This is a genomic window from Thermodesulfobium acidiphilum (assembly GCF_003057965.1).
GTDB classification, from domain to species: Bacteria; Thermodesulfobiota; Thermodesulfobiia; order Thermodesulfobiales; family Thermodesulfobiaceae; genus Thermodesulfobium; species Thermodesulfobium acidiphilum.
Genome location: NZ_CP020921.1, coordinates 1,501,788 through 1,522,418, shown reverse-complemented (window position 1 = coordinate 1,522,418; position 20,631 = coordinate 1,501,788). Strand labels below are relative to the sequence as shown.

General features: G+C 32.5%; 22 protein-coding genes. 7 read left to right on the top strand and 15 right to left on the bottom strand.

The window, feature by feature from the left end:
* The first annotated feature begins 105 nt into the window (after window positions 1–105).
* Window positions 106–1,800, top strand: coding sequence for an L-lactate permease (locus TDSAC_RS07660; RefSeq protein WP_108309707.1), 1,695 nt, complete (start codon window positions 106–108; stop codon window positions 1,798–1,800).
* Window positions 1,801–1,847: 47 nt separating this feature from the next.
* On the opposite strand, the gene TDSAC_RS07655 is transcribed toward TDSAC_RS07660, so the two are convergent.
* From TDSAC_RS07655 to TDSAC_RS07635, 5 genes are all read right to left on the bottom strand, one after another.
* The gene (locus TDSAC_RS07655) at window positions 1,848–3,452 is read right to left on the bottom strand and encodes an L-lactate permease (RefSeq protein ID WP_108309705.1); all 1,605 of its coding nucleotides are present in this window, start codon (window positions 3,450–3,452) and stop codon (window positions 1,848–1,850) included.
* Between the two features lie 95 nt (window positions 3,453–3,547).
* On the bottom strand, window positions 3,548–4,819 hold the full coding sequence (locus tag TDSAC_RS07650; RefSeq protein WP_108309703.1) for a Y-family DNA polymerase: 1,272 nt from the start codon (window positions 4,817–4,819) through the stop codon (window positions 3,548–3,550).
* Window positions 4,785–5,081 carry a S24 family peptidase gene (locus tag TDSAC_RS07645; RefSeq protein WP_108309701.1) on the bottom strand — a complete coding sequence of 99 codons (297 nt, stop codon included), beginning with the start codon at window positions 5,079–5,081 and terminating at the stop codon, window positions 4,785–4,787. The genes TDSAC_RS07650 and TDSAC_RS07645 overlap by 35 nt, the downstream gene beginning before the upstream one ends.
* Window positions 5,082–5,155: 74 nt before the next feature.
* The gene (locus TDSAC_RS07640; RefSeq protein WP_108309698.1) at window positions 5,156–5,905 is read right to left on the bottom strand and encodes an acyl-CoA dehydratase activase; all 750 of its coding nucleotides are present in this window, start codon (window positions 5,903–5,905) and stop codon (window positions 5,156–5,158) included.
* Complete coding sequence (locus TDSAC_RS07635; protein ID WP_422822129.1) at window positions 5,902–7,167, bottom strand: double-cubane-cluster-containing anaerobic reductase; 1,266 nt, start codon at window positions 7,165–7,167, stop codon at window positions 5,902–5,904. Before TDSAC_RS07635 ends, TDSAC_RS07640 begins: the two co-directional genes overlap by 4 nt.
* Before the next feature lie 166 nt (window positions 7,168–7,333).
* On the opposite strand from TDSAC_RS07635, the gene TDSAC_RS07630 reads away from it, so the two are divergent.
* Window positions 7,334–7,492 carry a bacterioferritin-associated ferredoxin gene (locus TDSAC_RS07630; RefSeq protein ID WP_108309693.1) on the top strand — a complete coding sequence of 53 codons (159 nt, stop codon included), beginning with the start codon at window positions 7,334–7,336 and terminating at the stop codon, window positions 7,490–7,492.
* Between the two features lie 45 nt (window positions 7,493–7,537).
* Here TDSAC_RS07630 and queC read toward each other — a convergent pair whose 3' ends face one another.
* A complete protein-coding gene (queC, locus tag TDSAC_RS07625; protein ID WP_108309690.1) occupies window positions 7,538–8,188 on the bottom strand; it encodes a 7-cyano-7-deazaguanine synthase QueC in 651 nt (216 codons plus the stop codon).
* A 77-nt stretch (window positions 8,189–8,265) separates the two neighbouring features.
* On the opposite strand from queC, the gene TDSAC_RS07620 reads away from it, so the two are divergent.
* On the top strand, window positions 8,266–8,718 hold the full coding sequence (locus TDSAC_RS07620) for a nucleoside recognition domain-containing protein (RefSeq protein ID WP_199919768.1): 453 nt from the start codon (window positions 8,266–8,268) through the stop codon (window positions 8,716–8,718).
* A complete protein-coding gene (locus TDSAC_RS07615; RefSeq protein ID WP_108309688.1) occupies window positions 8,715–9,161 on the top strand; it encodes a nucleoside recognition domain-containing protein in 447 nt (148 codons plus the stop codon). Before TDSAC_RS07620 ends, TDSAC_RS07615 begins: the two co-directional genes overlap by 4 nt.
* Here the strand turns inward: TDSAC_RS07615 and TDSAC_RS07610 are convergent, their stop codons facing one another.
* The 7 genes from TDSAC_RS07610 to TDSAC_RS07580 form a co-directional block, all read right to left on the bottom strand.
* On the bottom strand, window positions 9,162–10,400 hold the full coding sequence (locus TDSAC_RS07610) for an ArsB/NhaD family transporter (RefSeq protein WP_108309686.1): 1,239 nt from the start codon (window positions 10,398–10,400) through the stop codon (window positions 9,162–9,164).
* Window positions 10,401–11,108, bottom strand: a complete 708-nt coding sequence (locus TDSAC_RS07605) for a response regulator transcription factor (RefSeq protein WP_234405740.1) — start codon at window positions 11,106–11,108, stop codon at window positions 10,401–10,403.
* Entirely contained in the window at window positions 11,050–12,450 is a 1,401-nt protein-coding gene (locus TDSAC_RS07600) for a histidine kinase (RefSeq protein WP_108309681.1), read from the bottom strand. The genes TDSAC_RS07605 and TDSAC_RS07600 overlap by 59 nt, the downstream gene beginning before the upstream one ends.
* On the bottom strand, window positions 12,447–13,310 hold the full coding sequence (gene phnD / locus TDSAC_RS07595; protein WP_199919767.1) for a phosphate/phosphite/phosphonate ABC transporter substrate-binding protein: 864 nt from the start codon (window positions 13,308–13,310) through the stop codon (window positions 12,447–12,449). Before phnD ends, TDSAC_RS07600 begins: the two co-directional genes overlap by 4 nt.
* A gap of 149 nt (window positions 13,311–13,459) precedes the next feature.
* Complete coding sequence (locus TDSAC_RS07590; protein ID WP_199919766.1) at window positions 13,460–13,879, bottom strand: universal stress protein; 420 nt, start codon at window positions 13,877–13,879, stop codon at window positions 13,460–13,462.
* Between the two features lie 68 nt (window positions 13,880–13,947).
* Window positions 13,948–14,733, bottom strand: coding sequence for a hypothetical protein (locus tag TDSAC_RS07585; protein ID WP_108309675.1), 786 nt, complete (start codon window positions 14,731–14,733; stop codon window positions 13,948–13,950).
* Between the two features lie 30 nt (window positions 14,734–14,763).
* A complete protein-coding gene (locus TDSAC_RS07580) occupies window positions 14,764–16,065 on the bottom strand; it encodes a sulfite exporter TauE/SafE family protein (protein ID WP_108309672.1) in 1,302 nt (433 codons plus the stop codon).
* Window positions 16,066–16,423: 358 nt separating this feature from the next.
* On the opposite strand from TDSAC_RS07580, the gene TDSAC_RS07575 reads away from it, so the two are divergent.
* Genes TDSAC_RS07575 through TDSAC_RS07565 form a run of 3 tightly spaced genes read left to right on the top strand, consistent with a single transcriptional unit; the run spans window position 16,424 to window position 18,285 of the window.
* Window positions 16,424–16,873: a hypothetical protein gene (locus TDSAC_RS07575; RefSeq protein WP_108309670.1), complete on the top strand. Its 450-nt coding sequence runs from the start codon at window positions 16,424–16,426 to the stop codon at window positions 16,871–16,873.
* Between the two features lie 10 nt (window positions 16,874–16,883).
* Window positions 16,884–17,852 (top strand): sulfite exporter TauE/SafE family protein, encoded by a 969-nt coding sequence (locus TDSAC_RS07570; protein ID WP_108309668.1) that lies wholly within the window; start codon window positions 16,884–16,886, stop codon window positions 17,850–17,852.
* A 22-nt stretch (window positions 17,853–17,874) separates the two neighbouring features.
* A complete protein-coding gene (locus TDSAC_RS07565) occupies window positions 17,875–18,285 on the top strand; it encodes a universal stress protein (protein ID WP_108309666.1) in 411 nt (136 codons plus the stop codon).
* Here TDSAC_RS07565 and TDSAC_RS07560 read toward each other — a convergent pair whose 3' ends face one another.
* Both TDSAC_RS07560 and selD read right to left on the bottom strand, forming a co-directional pair.
* Window positions 18,286–19,422 (bottom strand): ABC transporter permease, encoded by a 1,137-nt coding sequence (locus TDSAC_RS07560; RefSeq protein ID WP_108309664.1) that lies wholly within the window; start codon window positions 19,420–19,422, stop codon window positions 18,286–18,288.
* Window positions 19,422–20,483 (bottom strand): selenide, water dikinase SelD, encoded by a 1,062-nt coding sequence (gene selD, locus TDSAC_RS07555; protein WP_108309662.1) that lies wholly within the window; start codon window positions 20,481–20,483, stop codon window positions 19,422–19,424. Before selD ends, TDSAC_RS07560 begins: the two co-directional genes overlap by 1 nt.
* Window positions 20,484–20,631: the final 148 nt, after the last annotated feature.

The window sequence follows — 20,631 nt, the reverse complement described above, 5'->3', positions numbered from 1 at the left end:
ATAATAAAATACCAAAGGTAAATAAATGGCTTAGATAAAAGAAAGGATGGTGATATGTATTAGCAATTCTTATGGTTTCAATAAAAAATATAAGGGGGTTAGTCTATGTTTGTACAGAACTATGATCCGCTAAACAATTTTGCGTTATCAGTTTTTTGTGCCTCATTGCCGTTGATTATTTTACTTTACTTACTGGCACTGCATCCAGGGAAAGATTCTCAAGGAAGAAAGAAGCTTGGAGTAGATGCGCGTTTTGCCACTGTGACTGCTGCGGTAGTTGCTCTTCTAATTGCTATAGGTATTTATAAAATGCCAGCTACTCAGGCATTTCTTTCATGGTTTTTGGGTGCTTTGATTGGGTTATATCCTATCTGCTGGATAGTAATAACAGTTTTATTTCTTTATGAAATGACTGTAATATCTGGTTCTTTTGATGTTATGCGCCATAGTATTATGAAAATTACTCAGGATAAGAGAGTTCAGGTCCTGATCGTTGCCTTCGGTTTTGGAGCATTCCTTGAAGGTGCTGCAGGTTTTGGAACTCCTGTCGCAGTATGTGCGGCAATATTGGTAGGAATGGGAATAGCCCCTCTTGAAGCAGCTCTTTTGTGTCTGTTGGGAGACACTGCTCCAGTTGCATTTGGTGGTGTAGGTATTCCTATGATTATGATGGGTCAAGTAACAGGCTTGCCAGTGAACGATATCACAGCAATGGTAGGAAGAATTTTGCCATTCTTTTCTTTTTTGGTTCCATTCTGGATTATGTTTACATACGTAATTTTACTTGAGAAGAAAAGCATGTCGGAGTTTTCTGAGGTTATTCCTGCTGCATTTGTTTCGGGCATATCCTTTGCTTTAACACAATACTTTTTAGCTCAGCATCTTGGTCCTCAATTAATAGACATTCTTGCGGGTATCGTGTCTATTATATCTCTTGCAATATTTCTTCGTTTTTGGTCTCCAAAAAAAGTTTGGGTGGCCGACTGGGCAAAAGAGGTTAACAGAGAATATTCTGCGGGAGAAACATTCTATGCGTGGGTGCCATGGTTGATTCTGGTTATTGTTATAATCATGTGGGGAACTCCTTCTATATCAAAAGTACTTAGTTCAATACTAGTTTTTAAATTTCCAATAGAAGGTTTGAACGGTTTGGTTACAAAGATGCCACCTGTGGTTCCTAAGCCTACAGTTTTAAAAGATGCAGTTTTTGTATTACCACTACTTAGTGCTACAGGAACGGGTATATTGATTGCAGCAATTCTTTCAGGTTTGTGGTTGAGGTTGTCTGGAGCACAGTGGGGTAATGCTTTTAATACTACCTTTAATAGGATGAAGGCACCTTTTATAGTTGTACCTTCGATTGTTGGGATAGCATTTCTTTATAAGTATGCAGGCATGGATGTTCAGCTTGCGTTGGCTTTTGCGTCTACGGGTTCGGCTTTTCCGTTTTTCTCGGCTATGTTAGGATATTTAGGAGTATTCTTGACAGGTTCAGATACGTCTTCAAATGCGCTATTTGGAAATCTTCAAAAGATTACTGCTGAACAGTTACATATAAATCCAATTTTGTCAACTGCTCTTAATAGCGCTGGTGGCGTAATGGGCAAGATGATAAGTCCACAGTCTATTGTGGTGGCTTTAGCTGCTACTTTTTCTGATAGAAAGGTTGCAGAAGAATCCTTTGCACCACTGTTTAGATCAGCACTTATTCATAGCTTTTTGCTTGCAATTTTAGTAGGAATAATTGGATTGATTTATGCTTATGTATTTCCTAATCTAATACCTGTTGTAGGAAAGTAAATAATAATGCTACCTCCATTTGGATTCTAAATGGAGGTAGCAGACTTTTATTGTACGCCAAAACTTATAAATACAGTTAAAATAATTCCTGTTAGAAATGTGAGAATTATAACTGGCAAGATAGCTTTCTTCATAAATTCTGATTCTTCTTTTCCACTACACCCTATTGTCATAGCTGCATTAGTAATCTTAGCTGGGGTTATGGCTGAAGCGATTCCACCTGCTACAGCATGTGCGCCAAAAATTATCATAAAATAATTTTCATAACCGACGCTTTTTACAGATTCATACAATATTTTTGCAAAGAACACGTTTGACGCTGTTTCTGAACCACCTATAAACGAGCCTATTAGCCCAAGATATGGTATTAGCGTGGTGAATACTGCTCCTGAGAGCATTGCTATCTTTATGGCTATGATCCTGTCCATATTAAAAGATGAATAATAAGTGCTTGGTACTAAAACTCCAGAACTATTTGACATAGCTGACCAGGCCATTATCATGGCAATCGAAAAACATATAGAATAAGCTACGAAGGGAGAAAGTGATCTCTTTATCCAGAGTTTCATGACTGAAGAAAGTTGTTCTTTGGTAGGCTTTAGTAAAAAAATTGATATTATCGTTGTTATCATTATCCAAAACCAGATAGAGGATAATATGTTAAGGTCTACAGATTGATTTTTATAAAGAGTGATTACTTCATATTTTCCAGGCAAATCTGATAAAAATTTGTTGATACCTGGAAGATTGGTTGTCAGGGCAAGCAAGAAAAGTAATATCCAGGGAGAAATTGCCCTTAATAGTGACATCTCTGGCTTTTTCTCTTCTTCGGCTGTTTCCTTTTGAGCGTTTGTAATTTTTTGATATATAAGTACGAAAATCATAGTTAAAAGACCAGAAAGCGTTCCTATTATTTGTACTGGAAATATTTTTGTAATAGAAAAAATTAGACAACTAAGACCAAGAACTAACCCACTCAAAAACGCACCGGTAAAACCCTTTTTAAGAGAATTTGTGCCATCTATAAAATAGAGCATTATATATGCGAATCCAATAGAAATAAATGGTAAAAAAATTGAAATGTTTATAGTAAATGTATTTATGAAGTGTTCAAGGTTTGTTATCCCTTGTGGCTGTATTTTGAATGCTTGCCATGCAACCTCTGAAGGTACTGTTATTGGGATTGATAATAGTGCAAATGATGTTAAGGGATCATAACAAAGCACTGATATAGCAATGGATGATACAGGACTAAATCCTAGTGTAAGAAGAAGCGGTGGGAAGAGAGCTGGGGTTACTACTCCTAAAGAGGTTGCAAGAGAGCCGAAACCGAGTCCTAAAAACATTACCTGTTCTTCTTTTGTTTTACATAAGTTCTTGAGCTTGTAGGCAATTGAATCGAGTGCTTTTGTCACTTTCATTATAAAAATTAATAACATAGTGAAAAATACTGCTAACGAAATACTTAGAGATTTTAGAATACCAAATATTGTTGCGTTTAAGCAAACATCAAATGGAGTTTTAAAAAAAATAAGTGCTAAAAAGAACGTAAAAATCCATGCTAATACTGACATTAGAAATCCTGATCTTGAAAAAATTGTCATTCCTAAAAGAATAAGCACAATCGGGCTAATAGCGAGCAAAAAGTTCATTCATCCCTCTCCTCTCTCATCTATAGATCTTGACATAAGCTTGTATATTGTAGCATACCAAAAAGATATTTATATCTTTAAATTAACTAGAAAGTTTAAATAAGAATTATTTCGCTTGCGTTGTAATTTGATGTATATTCTTTTTTTGCTTGCCAGAGCTTATTTACTCCTTCAGCAGCGAAGAATACAGCGTCTTTTTTTATTTTTTTGTTTAATAAATCTATGGCTTTCATCAGATTGTGTTTGTTTTCAATTTCTAAATTTGTAAATAAATTTCCTAAACAAACGCAATTTGTTAAATTCCTTAGGATTACACCGGCTTTTTTGTATTTTATATTTTCTTTGAATATTTTATTTAGACATTTTTCAGCAGCTTGTAATATAAGAAATGTATCTCTGGTATAAAAGTCAAAATTAATTTCTGCCTGATTAGTATAAAACCCATCTTTAAATGGATTAGAAGTTATAAAAACAGATAACGTTTTTGTATATAAGTTTAGGTTTCTCATATTTTTAGCAGCAATTGCAGAAAAATGTGAAACGCCTTCTTTCAATTCTTTATAGTTGCCGATATCATGTCCAAAAGACCTTGATACTATTATCTCCTTTTGGATAGGCTTTTTTTCTTGTAAATTTATGCATTTTATTCCTCTTAACTCGAATACTGTAGTTAAGCCATTTATGCCAAGAGTTTTTTGAGCAAGTGAATTATCTATTTTTGATAGATTTAGGGCATTTGTTATTCCCATACCCTTCAGACAATTGGCTTTGCTCTTGCCAATTCTCCATATATCTTCCACATCAAAGGTTTTGAGGATTTCTTCTTCCCTTCCTGTTATATCAAATATTCCGTTGAGGTCTTTATTTTTTTTGGCTATTTTGTTTGCAACCTTTGCCAGAGTTTTTGTTCTGCCTATACCTATAGAAACTGGTATTCCTATAAGCCGATATATATCTTCCTTTAACCCTTTACAAAATTCAAAACTCCTCTTTTTAAAAATTCCTTTTAACTCTATGAAAGCTTCGTCTATTGAATATGCTTCTACAAAGCATATTTTGGACTTTATTATATTTATAAATCTCTTTGATATATCTTCATATATTTCATAATTTGATGAGATAACCGCAACTTTGTTTTTTTTAAGGAAATCTCTTATTTGAAAATACGAAACACCCATTTTTATCCCTAATTTTTTTGCCTCGTTGGATCTTGCAATTATACACCCATCGTTATTTGATAATACGACAACAGGTTTGTATAATAGGGCTGGATTATATAGCCTTTCACACGATACGTAAAAATTATTGCAATCTATCAAGGCAAAAAGACTTTCACAATTTTCTAATGACATAGGTAATTTTGCCAAATATTTCTGTTTCTGGCTTTATATCACAGATATTCTTTATTGTAAGGCGTCCGTCCAGTAAAACGACTAATAGGATAGATTTTCTCAGATGTTTTGACCTGTCTACTATTATGATATCCCCATTTTTTAGACCTAATTCTTTATAATCCCTCTTTGTTCTAAAGAAAAATGTTGAAGAAGGACTATCTATTAGCAATTTGTTAAGATCTATATCAAGCTTTTCGTAATTTTTTGCAGGCGATGGGAATCCAGTTCTTTGCATTTTTTCACCCCTATTGTTTATTTTTCATAATAATAAATTTTTTATGATAAAATGTCAATAGGGGTGAAAATTTTTTAATCAACTAAAACTAGTGCTGCTCCCAATGCACCTGTATACCTTGATAGTTCATTTTTTTTGACTTCTAAATCAAACCTTTCGAACAAAATCTCTATGTTTTCTAATTCTGAAAGACCACCCAATAGTAATATTTTTTCATCTATTTTATTTGTTCCAATTAAGGCTTTTGTTCTAAATATTAACGATTTTATTATTCCTGCAGATATGTCTTCTATTCTTTCTCTCGAATGAATTAGACTTATTATTTCACTTTCTGCAAATACGGTACACATTGAATTTATGTTAGAAGGTTTTTCGGATTTAATTGCCATGTTTATAAAATCTTGAATCTCTAAATCTAAAATTTTAGCCATATTTTCAATATATCTACCCGTTCCGGCTGAGCATCTATCATTAAGTTTAAAATCTATAATTTTTCCTGATGCATCGAGAGTTATAAACTTTGTATCCTGACCTCCAATATCTAATAAATAATGGTGTCCTGGCTCTATAAATTTTGCTCCCTTAGCGTGACAGGTTATCTCTGAAACTATCTTTGGAGATTTTGTTCTTAGTACGTTGTTTAAATTATGTCTGCCATAACCGGTAAGACCAATTTTGTCAAAGGAGGGGATAATTTCTTCTATTCTTTCAAGACTGTGTGGGGTACTGTCTAATATACCTTTTTCTAAGATACAACTAAAACTTGTTTCATAAAGAACCCATTTTATACTCCTTGAGCCTATATCCAAACCAAGTATCTTCATAGGTTTTCTATAAAGGCTTCTATTCTTGTCCTGAGTTGGCCAAGATCCGAAAACGAGTAATCTGATTCTACTGTAATCATAGGTATATTATTTTTTTTCGCTACTTTTCTTATTTTTTCTGCTTCTATCATATAAGTAGTACAAAAGCTAAGCGATGCATATACAATGCCATCAACTTTATAATCTTTACAAATTTTTAATATCTCTTCTTCTCTATCTGTGTTTGGAGAAAAACATGCACAATTTATGTTCCTTATATACCTATCTGATATATTCTTTAAAAGATCTTCTTTAGCTAAAGAATTTTCTATTGAAACGTTGTCCTTAAAATATCTTGTGCCGGTGCAATTTTCTTCGACCACTACATCGGCACCACTTGTTTCTATCACATGGTGAACCTTCCAATTAGGCACAACCATTGGAGAGCCTGTAACCAAAATTCTTTTTTTGTCATTGCTTTTAGAATTTGATAATGCTTTTTCTTCACATTCTTTGGCAAGAGTTTCTACCATTTTTGTATATCTTTCTGTGTCATCATAAAAGCCTATTTGCGTAACTAATAGAGTATCTATTCCTGATATTGGAGTCGGAGAATTTTTTCTAGTTTCATAAAGTCTATTTAGTGCACTTCTTTTTGCATTTACTTTCTGTACTGCTTTTAAAAGAGAATCAAAACTTATAGGTTTGCTGAATTTTTTCTCCAGGAAATTGCATAAACTCTTTACTTCTTCCTGCCAAAGCTTTAACCCACTATTGCTTTTTTTGTTTGGCATATCCATTATATACATCTCGACCATATCAGAAAGTATTTCCCATGCCTTTTTTTTGCCATCACATGTATTTTCTCCTATTAACAGGTCTATTACCTGAAAGTATGGGCAGGTTTTTGAAAATTTTGCTCCGATACCTGCTTTTATTAATGGGCACAGATTTTTTGGTACTATTTGTTCTCCGTATGGGACCCAAAAATCAGCTCCTGCACAAAGGCCTACCAGTTGTCCACCTATAGCTAAAATTATTTCTTCGGGTACGTAAATACAAAACGAACCAATAACGGGTCCTTTATTTTTGTGTTCTATTAGTTCTTTTACTCTTGTCCCGTGTATATCAGCAACTACTGAATAAAAGTATGAAAGACTTTTTAGATCCTGTTCTTTATTTAAAAAACATTCCTTAAATAATTCTGGAAGTGCTCTAATTAGGGTATCATGAGCCTTTAAATCTATACCAAGCGATTTGTGCATTTTGGTGTTGTCCATGATATCTCTCCTTTTCTTGATTTTGTATATTGTGATACGTAAACTACGTATCTATTTAAAGTTTCTCTTGTAAATCATCTAATTAACATGGACAACACCTCCTTCTATTTATTTATAATTATATTTATATTATAATAAAAATAGTAATATTTTAGAAAAGTGGTGAACTATGAATCAAACTATTTGTTATTGTTTTGGTTTTACTGATAATGAAATTAAAGAAGACGTGATAAAGAACAACGGTATCTCTAGAATAGAGCAGTTTATAGTAAACAAAAAGAAGGAAGGTAAGTGTGCATGTCATTTGAACAATCCCAGGGGTACTTGATGTTTGGCTGACGTCCACCGTGTAGTGGAGGAATCAAGAAAGGAATTAAATAAGAAGTAGAGGATCTTTTACATTATTTAGTTTAAATGCTTCAAGCCTTTCTGTACATGCGCCGCATTTTAGACAGGGTTTTTCTTCTCCCCTATAACATGTCCATGTCATTTCATAAGGAACTTTTAGTTCCAGACCTATTTTTACAATCTCGCATTTTTTGAAATCTAAAAAGGGTGTGAGTATGTCTATTTCGTTGTAGTCTGAGACTTTTGCAACTTCTTTCATCCTGTTTATAAAAACAGGGCGGCAGTCTGGATATATTGCATGATCTCCTGCATGAACTCCTATAGACACTGCATCAAAGTTTGAGGATATTGCATAAGAGATTGCAATTGATAAAAAAATCATATTTCTGTTTGGGACTACTGTAGATTTCATATTTATATCGTTATAATGACCTTCAGGCACATCTATTTCACTTGTTAAAGAACTTTTTCCAAAAACATTTTTTAGAGCGCTTAGATCAATTAATTTATTTTCTATATTTAGTTTTTTGGCAATATTTTTTGAGCATTCAAGTTCCTTATTATGTTTCTGCCCATAGAAAAAACTTATTGTTTTGACTTTGTGACCTTCATTTAGCAGATAGTATAAAAGAGTGGTGGAATCTAATCCTCCTGAAAAAATATGTACTATGTTCATTTTTTCTCCTTAAACTCTAATGAATATATATAAAAATATTATATATTTTAAAAAATCTGTAAAGAGTTTTAAGAGTTTTGTTTGATATAATTATATACATGGATAAAAGTTATCTTCTAGAAGGTGTAAAGGTTGGTTTTAATAGAGGATTAATTACGACCTTTAATCTTGTTAAAATAGTTGTTCCTGTTTTTTTTGTGGTAACAATTCTTAAGGCTACTCCCTTTATATATTATTTAAATATCTTATTTTCTCCGTTTATGAAATATTTCGGTCTTCCAGGAGAGGCTTCACTTGTTCTGATTACAGGTTATATTTTGAACATATATTCTGCAGTTGGAGTAATAATGGGTTTAACTTTTAATCCTAGAGAGATCACCATACTTGCAACAATGGTCTTGATTGCTCACAGTCTTATTCTTGAAGGAGTTATTTGTTCAAAGATAGGTATAAACCCTTTTTTCATAACTATTTTTAGAATTTTAACTTCTTTTATTGCGGGTTTTTGCCTTAATATAATGCTAAGATGATACAAATACTAGAAGAAGCAGCTTTCGGATCGATTGGAACTATTTTTACCATAGCAACGATAGTTATACCTCTCATGATTTTTATTGAAATTTTTAAAAGAAGCTCGTTTTGGGGTAAGTTTTGTAATAGTGTTTCAAAAATTATTAAATATCTTGGTTTTTCTAAAAATTCTGCAATTCCTTTGGCAGCTGGAATAATCTTTGGTCTCATATATGGTGCAGGAACTATGTTTGATGAAGTAAAGAAAGGACTTATAAGTCCAAAAGAAATAGTCTTAATAAATATTTTTTTGGTTTTGTCTCATGCAATGATTGAGGATACAGCTATATTTGTTGCTATTGGGGCAAACTTTGAAATTATTTTTTTTGGAAGATTAATTATCACAATTTTATTCGTTTTGCTGTTTGGAAAAATTTTGGACATCTTTAGGCTATTTACTTAATTATTTTAAGGTGAGTAGGCTTAAAATAATTAATAAGAGTGTGGTAGGGAAGCCTATCTTTAGATAGTCTAGAAATTTTATTTCAATTTTATTTTTTTTTGCGATTTCAGCTACTATTATGTTGGCTATTGAACCTGTAAAAGTTAAATTTCCAGCTAGTGTTGAAATCATAGCTAAAATTGTCCAACCATAATTGATATTTTCACTTGGTATAAAGTAATGTAGTATCATTACTGATGGCACATTTCCAATGATATTTGATAAAATTGCTGTTAGAAAAGCAAAAAGATAGATGTTATCAAATATTTTAAAGCCTAAATTGTTTATAACTATATTTATGATTCCACTTTTTTCTACTGCACCGATTACTATAAAGAGCCCGATAAAGGTAAGAAGAAGACTATAATCCACTTCTTTAATAAGTTTTTCTGATTTTATTCTTTTCGTTAACATTAAAAAAGCAACCCCAAGACTAGAAATTACAACCTGATTAATATTTAACAGGAAGCCTATTATTACGAAAAGTAAGACTGAAATACTTTTGTAAACTAAATACCTGTGAAAAACAAACTTTTTATACCTTATGGATAAAGATTCTTTTGGTAGTTTATCTTTATAGAGAAAGTGCAGTAATATCGATATTAAAAAAAGACCTATTATGCTTAATAAAAAAGTTTTAGAAAAATATTGAAGGAATGAAATTTTTGAGAGATTTGCAATCATTATATTCTGAGGATTTCCGATCAAAGAACATGCGCTGCCTATATTAGATGCAAGTGCTATTCCTAATAAAAATGGTATAGGATATGTTTTGGTTCTAATACATATTGAGATAATTATAGGAGTGAATAACAAACAGACGATATCGTTAATTATAATCATAGAAAGAAATCCGGTGATAAAGATAGTTAGATATAAAAGAATAATCCTATTTTTTGCATTTGAAATAAGAAATAAACCTGCCATTGGAAAAAAGCCCGCTAATTTTAAGCTTCCTGATAGAATCATCATATTAAATAACAGTACTATTGTTCGTATGTCTACCGAACTTACTGCTTGATCAAAGTTTAAAATTCTAAAAATTATGACAAAACAAGAACCAATAATTGCGCTTGAAGCCCTGTCTATTTTGAAATATGGGGATTTTCCTACTGAAAGGACAAATAATAGAAATAAAAGAATCAACAAAGAGACAACGATTTTAGCGTTGATAAAATTTACTTGTTCTATTGAATGCATTTAATTTGAAGTTTCTTCTTGATCTGAGATACCTGTTCCTTCTTCTTCTTTTAAAAGCCCTTCTTTGATAGCGTATTTTACAAGATCGGATTTTTTTTGAGCGTTTATTTTTTCTGAAATTCTAAGTTTATATGTTTCTATGGTTTTGACAGAAAGGTTGAGTTTTTTTGCCATTTCCTTGTTTCCATAACCTAGCGCAGTATATCTTAAAACCTGGCTTTCTCTCGTGCTTAACTTTGTCTTCTTGTCTTTATTTAGCATCCCTCTAAGAACTGTTTTGGCAAGGCATGATGGGACATATACGTCTTCTGCTTTTGATATTGTTTTAAGTGCTTCAATTAGTTCTTCGTATGCTAATCTTTTTGGTATAAATCCATTTGCTCCCATTTTTAGGGCTTTAACAATCATAGTTTCATCTTCAAACATACTTAATATAAGAATTTTAGTATTTATAGAATATTTTTTTATTGAATCTATTAGATCTAATCCACTTATATCTGGTAAGGATATATCCAATAGAACAATATCTGGTTTTATTTTTTTTATTTTATCTATAGCTTCAGTTCCATTTGATGCTTCTTCTATTACCTTAAATTCTTCTTGATGTTCCTGAATTAGGGCTTTTAAACCTGCCCTTAATATAGCGTGATCATCGACCAATATCATTGTTTTTGGGTATTGGGAAAAAGATTTTGACAATTGTACCACCTCCTTTTATAGAGTTTATAGAAAATTCTCCTTTATAAGTCTTTGTCCTCTCTTTCATATCTATTATTCCTAAATGATTTGACTTTTTGCTTAGGGTTTCATCGACATCAAATCCTTTCCCATCGTCTTTTATTTCAAGCTCAATTTTATCGTTTACCTCTTTTATTGAAACGAAAACATTATTTGCGCCTGAGTGCTTAACAATATTTGATATTGCTTCCTGTATTATTCTATAGATATTGATCGACCAAGTCCAGTCTAACACTTTTTCGTTTATTGAGAAATCAAAGTTTACTTTTAAATTATGTCTTTTTTCAGTTTCATTAAAAAACGATTCTAAGCTTGATTTTAGACCCAACTTTTCTAACTGGGGAGGTCTGAGATTATTCGCAATATTTCTGAGTTCTTCTATAGTCGTTTCTATTAGCTTTTGTATATTATCCAGGTCTAATTTTTCTTTTTGATCTAGCTTTGATTGAAATATTTTTAACATTATATTTATAGATGCAAGATTTTGCATAACAGAATCGTGAATTTCCATTGAAAGTCTTTTTCTTTCCTTTTCAAGAGTTTCCATAGTCCTTTTCAAGAGTTCTCTTTTGAGCTCTTCGTCTTTTAACTTTGTAATTAGTTGTATTTCTTCTTTAGAAGACCTTTCTAATGCTTTAAGCATGTGTTTAAATGATATGAACAAATCTCTTACTTCGTCATTGGTTTTAATAACAGGTTCTAAAACCTTATTTCCAAGTGCTATGTTTTTTGCGTATAGTGTTAATTTTTTTAAGTTATCAGTTATTGAGTTGGTAAGTTTGTAAAGTAAAAGTGATGCCAATAAATTAATAAAAAAACTTAGAAAAAGAATTTTTTCTAAAATTTCTTGTATTCTTTGTTCTACCTCTTTTTCTGTAACGCCAATGTGAATATACCCTAGAGATCCATCGGCAATTGGATACTTAACGTCGAGAAATTTACCCATTTCACAAGAAAATACTGCTACATTGTTTTCCGTTTTACTAGTTTGTAAATGATAAAGTTCTTTTGGAAAGCCGTTGGTGAAAGTGCTGCTGAGTATTTCGTTCTGGCTATTTAGTATGCTTATATAACTTATTTCTGAGTTATTTTCTTTGTATTGAGTAAGAATTTGATGGGTTAAATAAATATTATTAGATAATAGCGGTTCTATAATACTATCTGAAAGAATTGATGCCATATTGGTAGTTCTTAAAATTAATCTGTCTTCAAGATTTTGAGTCAGAACAAACTTTATTTCAAGAACTATTCCTAAAGTTATTATAAATATTGAAAAGATATTAATGATTAAAATTTTTGTTTTTAAGCTCATTGTTCAAGTTTTTTGATAATTATTTTTATAGGTAAATATAGATTTGGCTGAGGTTTTGAGAATCTGTCATATCCTAGAGTTTTAAGAATCTTTTGCCCTTCGGGATCATTTGACATGTTTATCAGGGCATCTTTAACTTTTTTTTCAATTACTGGATCTATGTTTTTTCTGGCTACTATTGGGGGATTGCCAATTCTTATTGGAGACTGCCAGACAATGTGTAAATTTTTTGTTTTTTCAGGATTTTCTCTTATATATGTTTTAAAAAATTTGCTATTTAAAGCTGCAGCATCAACCATATCGTCCAAAAGAGCTCGAATAGAATCAGAGCTATTGAATGTAAAAATGTGATCTGAAAAGTAGTTTATATCGAGATTGTTTTCTTTTAAATAAAATAAAGGGATAAGGTATCCTGAAAACGATGCAATATCGGTGAAAGCTATTGATTTTCCTTTTAAGTCTTCAAAAGTTCTTATATTATTTTTGTTTGAAACAATAACAGATGAAAAGGTTATATCATTGTTAATTACTGGTATTGCTAAAATGTCCATTTGATCCTGATCAAGCACATAGGCGCTTGCGGTTATTATCCCGATATCAACTGTTTTAGAATTGAACAAGTCTTTTATTTCAAAGTTAGTTCTTTTTTGAATTAGTACCGATTGAAGTCCAGTTTTTTTTGAAATATACTGAAGCAGTGGCTGATAGATATGTATCGTTTCCTTAGGGTCAAGGGTGGATGAAACCACCACCCTTAAAAGATTGGTTTTATTCTGTTCAAGATAATTGTTTGGAAGTTTTTCGCTAAAATTTATATATGAAGTTGGCTGAAGGCTAAAATCTATTTTTATAACGATCAATAAAAAAACTAAAAATACTAATATCAAGCTAATTATTAATATAGCGTATGGATTTTTTACTAAATATTTTAAAATTAAAATCTTATAATTTTTAAAGGCAACAATACCCCCACTTTTTTAGTAATTTTAACATAAAAGAAAGTGAGTATTTATTTTTTTCCAATGAGTAACACTGGACATGTATCTTCGAAATTATTTTCTTCTTTGTTGCTATGCCCGAATACCAACTTTTTAAAGCCACTTATTTTCTTCTGGCCAATTACTATTAACTTTGCTTTTACTTCTTTTGCTACTTCATTGATCTTCTCTTCTAATGGACCTATTTTGATCACTCCGTAAACGTTAATTCCTAATTTCTCACCTTCTTCAATTGCTTTATCGACTTCTTGCCATGCTTTTTGAACTAGATATTCTTCAGCTTCTGGATTATATACTCCAAGATGTTCTGGTCTTTCTATTATCTTGGCTATAACTGCTGGCCTTCCTTCTTCAATTGCTCTTTCAAGTCCACCCTTTAATACTTTTTTATCGTTTTTTAGATCTTTTATTATTATTAAGATTGGATTCACTTTTATCACCTCGTTTATGAGATTTTTAAGAGGGCACATATTTTATGTGCCCTCTGTATATGCATTGCCTATGCTTCTTTTCTGGCCTTTTTGCTTAACTTTGATATTCCAGCACCTTCTAATAAGTACATTAGAGAAAAACCATACCAACATGTATATAGGAGATAGAATATTATTAGTCCAGTAAGAATTATCATTTCTCTAACTCCGATAGGGCTTTGTTCTATACTTGGATAGTGCCTAAGTGCACCAATCGCATATTCACCTTCCACAGGCTTTGGGGATCCAGCAGCCACTATTCCGTCAAAGTTATAAGCTGGTTCTATTGCTCTTTCCAAAATTTCTCTTACAAACTTCAATTCTGCAGCCTGGTTATTTCTTAAATAATACTTTTCGAGAGCTTTTTGTGATAAATATATTGCATACAAGCCGTCTTTGCTATCAAAACCTAGTACATTTGTCATATCCTTTCTTCTGTTATTAAAGAAGTCTTCGCTGTATGAAAGTATCCCCTGTGAAACCTTTCCCAGATCTCCGCTAATTGTTAAAGATGTTCCTTGAGCGTCAACTTTTGCTCCAAATGATGTATATAACCTTTCAAGCATCTTTGCATCACTTTCATTGGCTGCCTTATAATTAAGCACGAATGGCTTACCTACAAAATTTTCGCTTTCCTTAAAGACCTTTGGAAACTGATAAGCTGATGCCTTTGTGAGTCCATTGAAAAATTGGTCTGCCCACTGAAGTCCTGTTAGGTGCCCTGGTGCAACTGGACTAAGCCAAACTATTAACATTGCCATAAAACTTATTATTCCTAAAAGTCCTAATTGAAACTTTCTTCTATTAGATAACATCTTTTTCACTCCTTTCTTAATTTTTAATTCTTAAGAAATCTTCTTTGATTCAATAGCTTCTCTAGCCAACTTTCTTGAAATTATGACATTAGTGAAGAACGTATATAAAACAAAGAATCCAAATACTGCTACCAGACCAAAGAACACAACTGTTCCAACTATTGTTAATATATTTGATGTTTCCTTGCTAATAGATATGATGTTGGCGTCTGAAAGTCTTGGTGGAAGAGCTGCAAGTCTGTTTACAAAGCCTGCGAGAATAGTAAGAGCATAAAATAGCTTAATTGTTGCACCCTTTACAAATGTTGTAACCATAGCGCCTATTTGGACACCTATGAGAGATCCTAGAAGCATTGTTATGGCTATACTGTAGAAAATATAACCATATATTGCATAATTAAAGATTGAAGAATATGCTGTTGTGAAAATTATTTGAAGTATGTCTGTACCTACCGTTGTGAATGTTGAAACTCCTAAACCATATACAAAAAGAGGAAATGTCAAGAATCCGCCGCCGACTCCCATTATTGCTGCTACAAAACCAACTGTAAAGCCACATATGATAACAGGATATACAGATATGCTTAATCCACCTTCAAATATATGATCGTCAAACTTTATTCTAGGCTTTAAAGGTATGCTTTGAAGCCAGCGTGAAAAACTAGTTCTGACATCTAAAATTGCCTTTTTTGACGTATCTTTCTGTCCTCTTCTTAACTTTATATAGTCCATAGTTGAATAAAATCCGAGTATTCCTAATAGTATTACGTATACTGTAGAAATAAATGCATCGCTTAATGCTGGGCTTAGTGCATAGATGCTCCTATTAATAGCTGCGCCTGTTGTTACTCCTACAAAAGATCCCACTACAAACCAGACTGCAAGCCAGAGATTTACATTTCCTAATTTCTTGTGTAAAGTTGTTCCAAGTATTGCATTTGCAAAAATTGCAAATTGATCTGTTCCAACCGCCATAATTCCCTTTACTCCAAGTGTCATAAGCGCAGGGGTTAGTACATATCCTCCACCAGCCCCTATAACGCCGGTAATTAGTCCGGATAACAAACCTATTACGAGTATCCCAAGAAGCATCTGAGTAGTGGCTACAGCAGGCATGTAGGCATGCCCACCTCCAATATAAGCTGGTCCTGCTGCAAATGCATATTGCATGGCTGCTCCTGCAATCACAGGAAGAAACAATAAGAATAAAAATTTCTTCCTCTTCATTAAGATTGTATTGCTGGTTTCAAGTTGCCATTTCCCCTGTGCTTTGGCTGCTTCAGTAATAAGTTCTCCCGTCCTATAAAGCTTTCCAAAAAATCCTTTTAACATTTTATTTCCCTCCCTTAAAATTTTTATAGCTTTTACTAAACAAGAGTTTTAAATAAAATTCTTTAATTTTTTTCACCTCCCTCACTTATTTATAAATTTTGTTTTAATTAATGATAAAATCTACTTATATAAAAAAATAGTTAGGGAAAGTTGGATTTTTTATGGGGGAAATTATTGTACTGAAGTAAGTAAAATCCCTTATGTCATAAATTTATATTTTTTTTGATAAGTTATAACTAAAATATATAAATTTAATAAAAATATGTTATAATTATCGCAAAGAAGAATTACATTTTGTAAGTGTTTTTACTGTACAAATTTTAGTTATATCATTACCTGTAACGGGGGAACATCAAAATTGAAGGGAGATGTAAGAATGGACAAAACTATCAAGAGCTCAGAGAAAAATATTGAAACGCCAATCGATCAAAAAAGATATGCTTTAGTTCTTAAATGGTCTGCAAGAATTGGTCTTTTTTCTATTTTATTTACCTTTTTTATTTACATTTCTGGGCTTATTTCGCCAGTAATACCTCTTGAGAGGTTACCACACTTGTGGGTGAGAAATTCTATGTTTCTTAATGAAAGTTTTGGAATAGCTACTGGTTGGGGATGGATGAGTTTGATATCTAAGTCAGATATGATGGCAAAGGCAGCACTCACCTTTTTGGCATGCGTGCCAATTTTGTGTTATTTATCTGTTTTACCAATTTATGTTAAGAAGAAAGAAATTGTAATGGTTTTTATAGTTTTAATGGAGATATCCATTCTTATTTTGGCTGCTAGCGGACTACTTAAAGTAGAATAGGAGGAATATTGTGACCTTTTCGAAAAAATCGATCTTTTTTGGTTTTTTTCTTATTTTATTCTTTTCTTTATTTTTTTTATCACCTCACGCCTTTGCTGCAAAAGATATCATACTTGCTGAAGAAACCTCTTTAAAAATTCCATGGTGGATATGGCCTCTGTCATTATTTGTGTTTTGTTTTGGTTTAGGAATTATAGCTGTTTTGGCAGGTGTTGGAGGGGGTGTACTTTTTGTTCCTATACTTGGAACGTTTTTCCCTTTTCATATGGATTTCGTAAGAGGTGCAGGTTTAATGGTGGCTTTAGCTGGATCTCTTTCTGCTGGTCCCGGACTTTTGATGAGAAATCTTGCTTCTCTTAGACTTTGTATGCCAATGGCTCTAATTGCGTCGATTTCTTCAGTTATGGGTGCCATGGTAGGGCTTGCTTTGCCTCAAAATATAGTTAGAATTGCTCTCGGTTTAGTTATTCTTGCCATCTGCTTTGTTCTTCTCACTTCAAAAAGATCTGAGTTTCCAGAAATAACAAAGCGCGATAAAATTGCTCAAATTCTTGGGATACATGGTGTTTACTATGAAATAACCCAAAGGAGAAATATCAATTGGCAGATTCAGAATTCTCACATCGGCATTTTTCTATTTTTTCTGGTTGGTTTTATTGCAGGAATGTTTGGGTTAGGCGCTGGTTGGGCTAATGTAGCTGTTTTTAACTTAGTTTTAGGTGCCCCATTAAAGATATCAGTAGCTTCGAGTAATTTTTTATTGTCTATTACAGATACATCTGCTGCATGGATATACTTAAACAATGGAGCAGTGTTACCCATTATTGCGATTCCTTCAGTAGTAGGTATGATGTTAGGTTCTCAGGTTGGTGTGAGACTGCTTGCTCGTACTAAGCCTAGAATTGTAAGGTGGTTAGTAATTATTTTACTTTCTCTTTCTGGTTTGATGAGTATTTTAAAAGGCTTTTCAGTAATATAAGACTGATTGACTGGGAGGAGTAATGTTTAGAAAAATATTATTGGCGGTTGATTCGACATCAAAGAGATATGATGTATTAAAAATTGGTTATGAATTAGCAGAGTTAAGTGGCTCTAAGATTATACTCTTACATGTTATTGAAATGCCCACACAGGTTGCCGATTTAAATCCTGAAGCAGAAGAGTTGAGGTTTGAAAAGGCCAAAGGGTTGTTAGAAGAACTTAAGAATGAGATAAAGGATAAAGACGTTATTGATGAAGTTGTGCTTCAAGAAGGAGAAAATCCTTCGATGGAAATTTATAACATTGCAAAAAGATTTAACGCTGATCTAATAGTAATTGGGAGAAAATCTGGCTTTGAGGCATCAATTATGCATCACTCTATAGCTAGGTTTTTAATTGAAAGGGCAAAGGTGCCAGTACTAATAGTTTAGCTATGATTTTCTTTTAAGTAAAAACCTCGATATGTTTAAAGCAATTATGATATATATTATTAAGCCAATTTCCCATTTTACTAATTCGTAAAAGCCTAAACCCTTTAAAATGATACCCCTTACTATAACTAAGAAGAATGTAGCTGGAGCAATATAACTTAAGTAATATACTATTCCTGGCATGGCTTCTCTAGGGAACATAAAACCGCTCAATAAAAATATAGGCACCATAAGAAAAAAGGACATTTGAAGAGCTTGTTGCTGGTTTTTTGCAAGGGTAGATATTATATATCCTAGGCTTAAATTGGCTAATATAAAAGGTAATGCAAAGATATATAACAAAAGTAAGTTTCCCTTTATGTTAAGTTTAAAAAGTACTACAGCAGCTATTATTACGAGAGTCATTTGTGCGTATCCTATAATGGCATACGGAGTTACCTTTCCAATAGTTAGCTCAATTGGCCTAAGAGGGGTAATTATTAATTGTTCGTATGTTCCCCTCTCCTTTTCTCTTACAATTGCCATAGCAGTTAGAACCAGAGTTGATAAACTGATTAAAACAGCTATTAAACCGGGTACCAAAAAATAAGTAGATAAAAGATCCGGGTTATACCAGGCTCTGACATCAACTTCGAAAGGAGTTTTGCTTGGTAATATTATACCATTTTGCTGAAGTTTTTTTGTTAATATTTCTTGATTTTCCAGCAAACCTATCATTTGAGACGCAGAAAGGGCAGAGCTTGAGGACATAGGATCAGACGCATCAATTATTACTAAAATTTGACTTGATTTATTGCCCAATATGTTTGACTCAAGTTTAGGGGGGATGATGATACCTACCTTTGCTTGTCCGTTGTCTATTGCCCTTCCAACTGCATCAGAGCTATTTACAAATTTCTTTATATCAAAATATTGTGAATTTTGAAATTTATATAATATATCTCTTGACATTACAGATCTTGATTGATCGTATACAACTGTAGATTGATGCTTTACATCAGTATTTATAGCATAGCCGTATAAAATAAGTTGTATCAAAGGAATTGAAATAGCAGTGATAAAAGTAACTTTATCTCTAAAAAATTGAATAAATTCCTTGATAAATACAGCCCATATCCTTTGGAGAGAAGCCTTCATTAAATAGACCCTTCTTTAATAACAATCGTGCCAGGATTAAAGACCGTATTGTTTTTAACAACGCCTATAATGCGTGCGTTTACTCCATTATTAATTAGAAATCTTAAAGCATCATCTACGACATCTGGTTTATAAGTGGAAAGCAAACCCCCAGAGGTTTGCGGATCGTAGATAACATATCTATAACTTTCTTGAATTTTTCCTATTTCAACTACATTTTCTTTGTAGAAATCAATGTTTGCAAAAATTCCTGCAGGTAGTACTCCTTCATCTGCGAGCTCTAGTACTCTTTCGAAAATAGGTAAAGAATTTGAAAATATTTCAAATATAACATTACTAGATTTTGCTATGTTTATTGCATGACCGATCAGCCCAAAACCTGTAACATCTGTACCAGAACTCGCTTTAAATCTTTTTTGTGCTTCACCTGCAAAATAATTTAATTCTTGCATAGAATTTAGAGCATCTTGCATATCTATTTCGTCAATAAGTTCGATTTTTAGAGCAGAAGTAAGTATTCCTGTGCCTAGAGGTTTTGTAAGGATTATTATATCTCCAGGTTGGGCGTTGTTGTGAGTTATTAGCTCTTCTTTTTTTGCAATTCCAGTAACACTAAGACCATATTTAAGTTCTATATCGTCCATGCTATGCCCCCCCAGTATCAATGCTCCTGCTTCCTTTACTTTTTCATGGGAACCCCTGAGTATTTCATTTATGACGTTTAGTTCAATATCATATCTTGGAAATCCTAAAATATTTAGAGCAGTAATGGGTTTTGCACCAACTGCATATAAATCAGAAAGAGAATTGGCTGCTGCAATTTTGCCGTATAAATCAGGGCTATTTACCACAGGAGGGAAAAAGTCGACAGATTGAACGATGGCTATATCGTCTTTTATAACTAAAGCTCCCGCGTCATCAAGGCCATCGGAGTTAAAAATAAGGCCCGGATGTTCAAATTTCGGTAAATCTTTTAGAACCTCACCTAGGTCCTTTGGATTGAGTTTTGCTGCTCAGCCAGCACAGCGTACTAAAGAAGTAAGTTTTGGAAAGTTGTCCACTTTTTCACCTCCTCTGATAGTAATATTTATTAATTAATTATACAGAGAAAAAATAATAATTTTAAAATTCATTATAGAAACCCTTTTAATATATATTAATATATAATATAATTAATGCAGAACTTACATTATATATCTTTTATTAAAT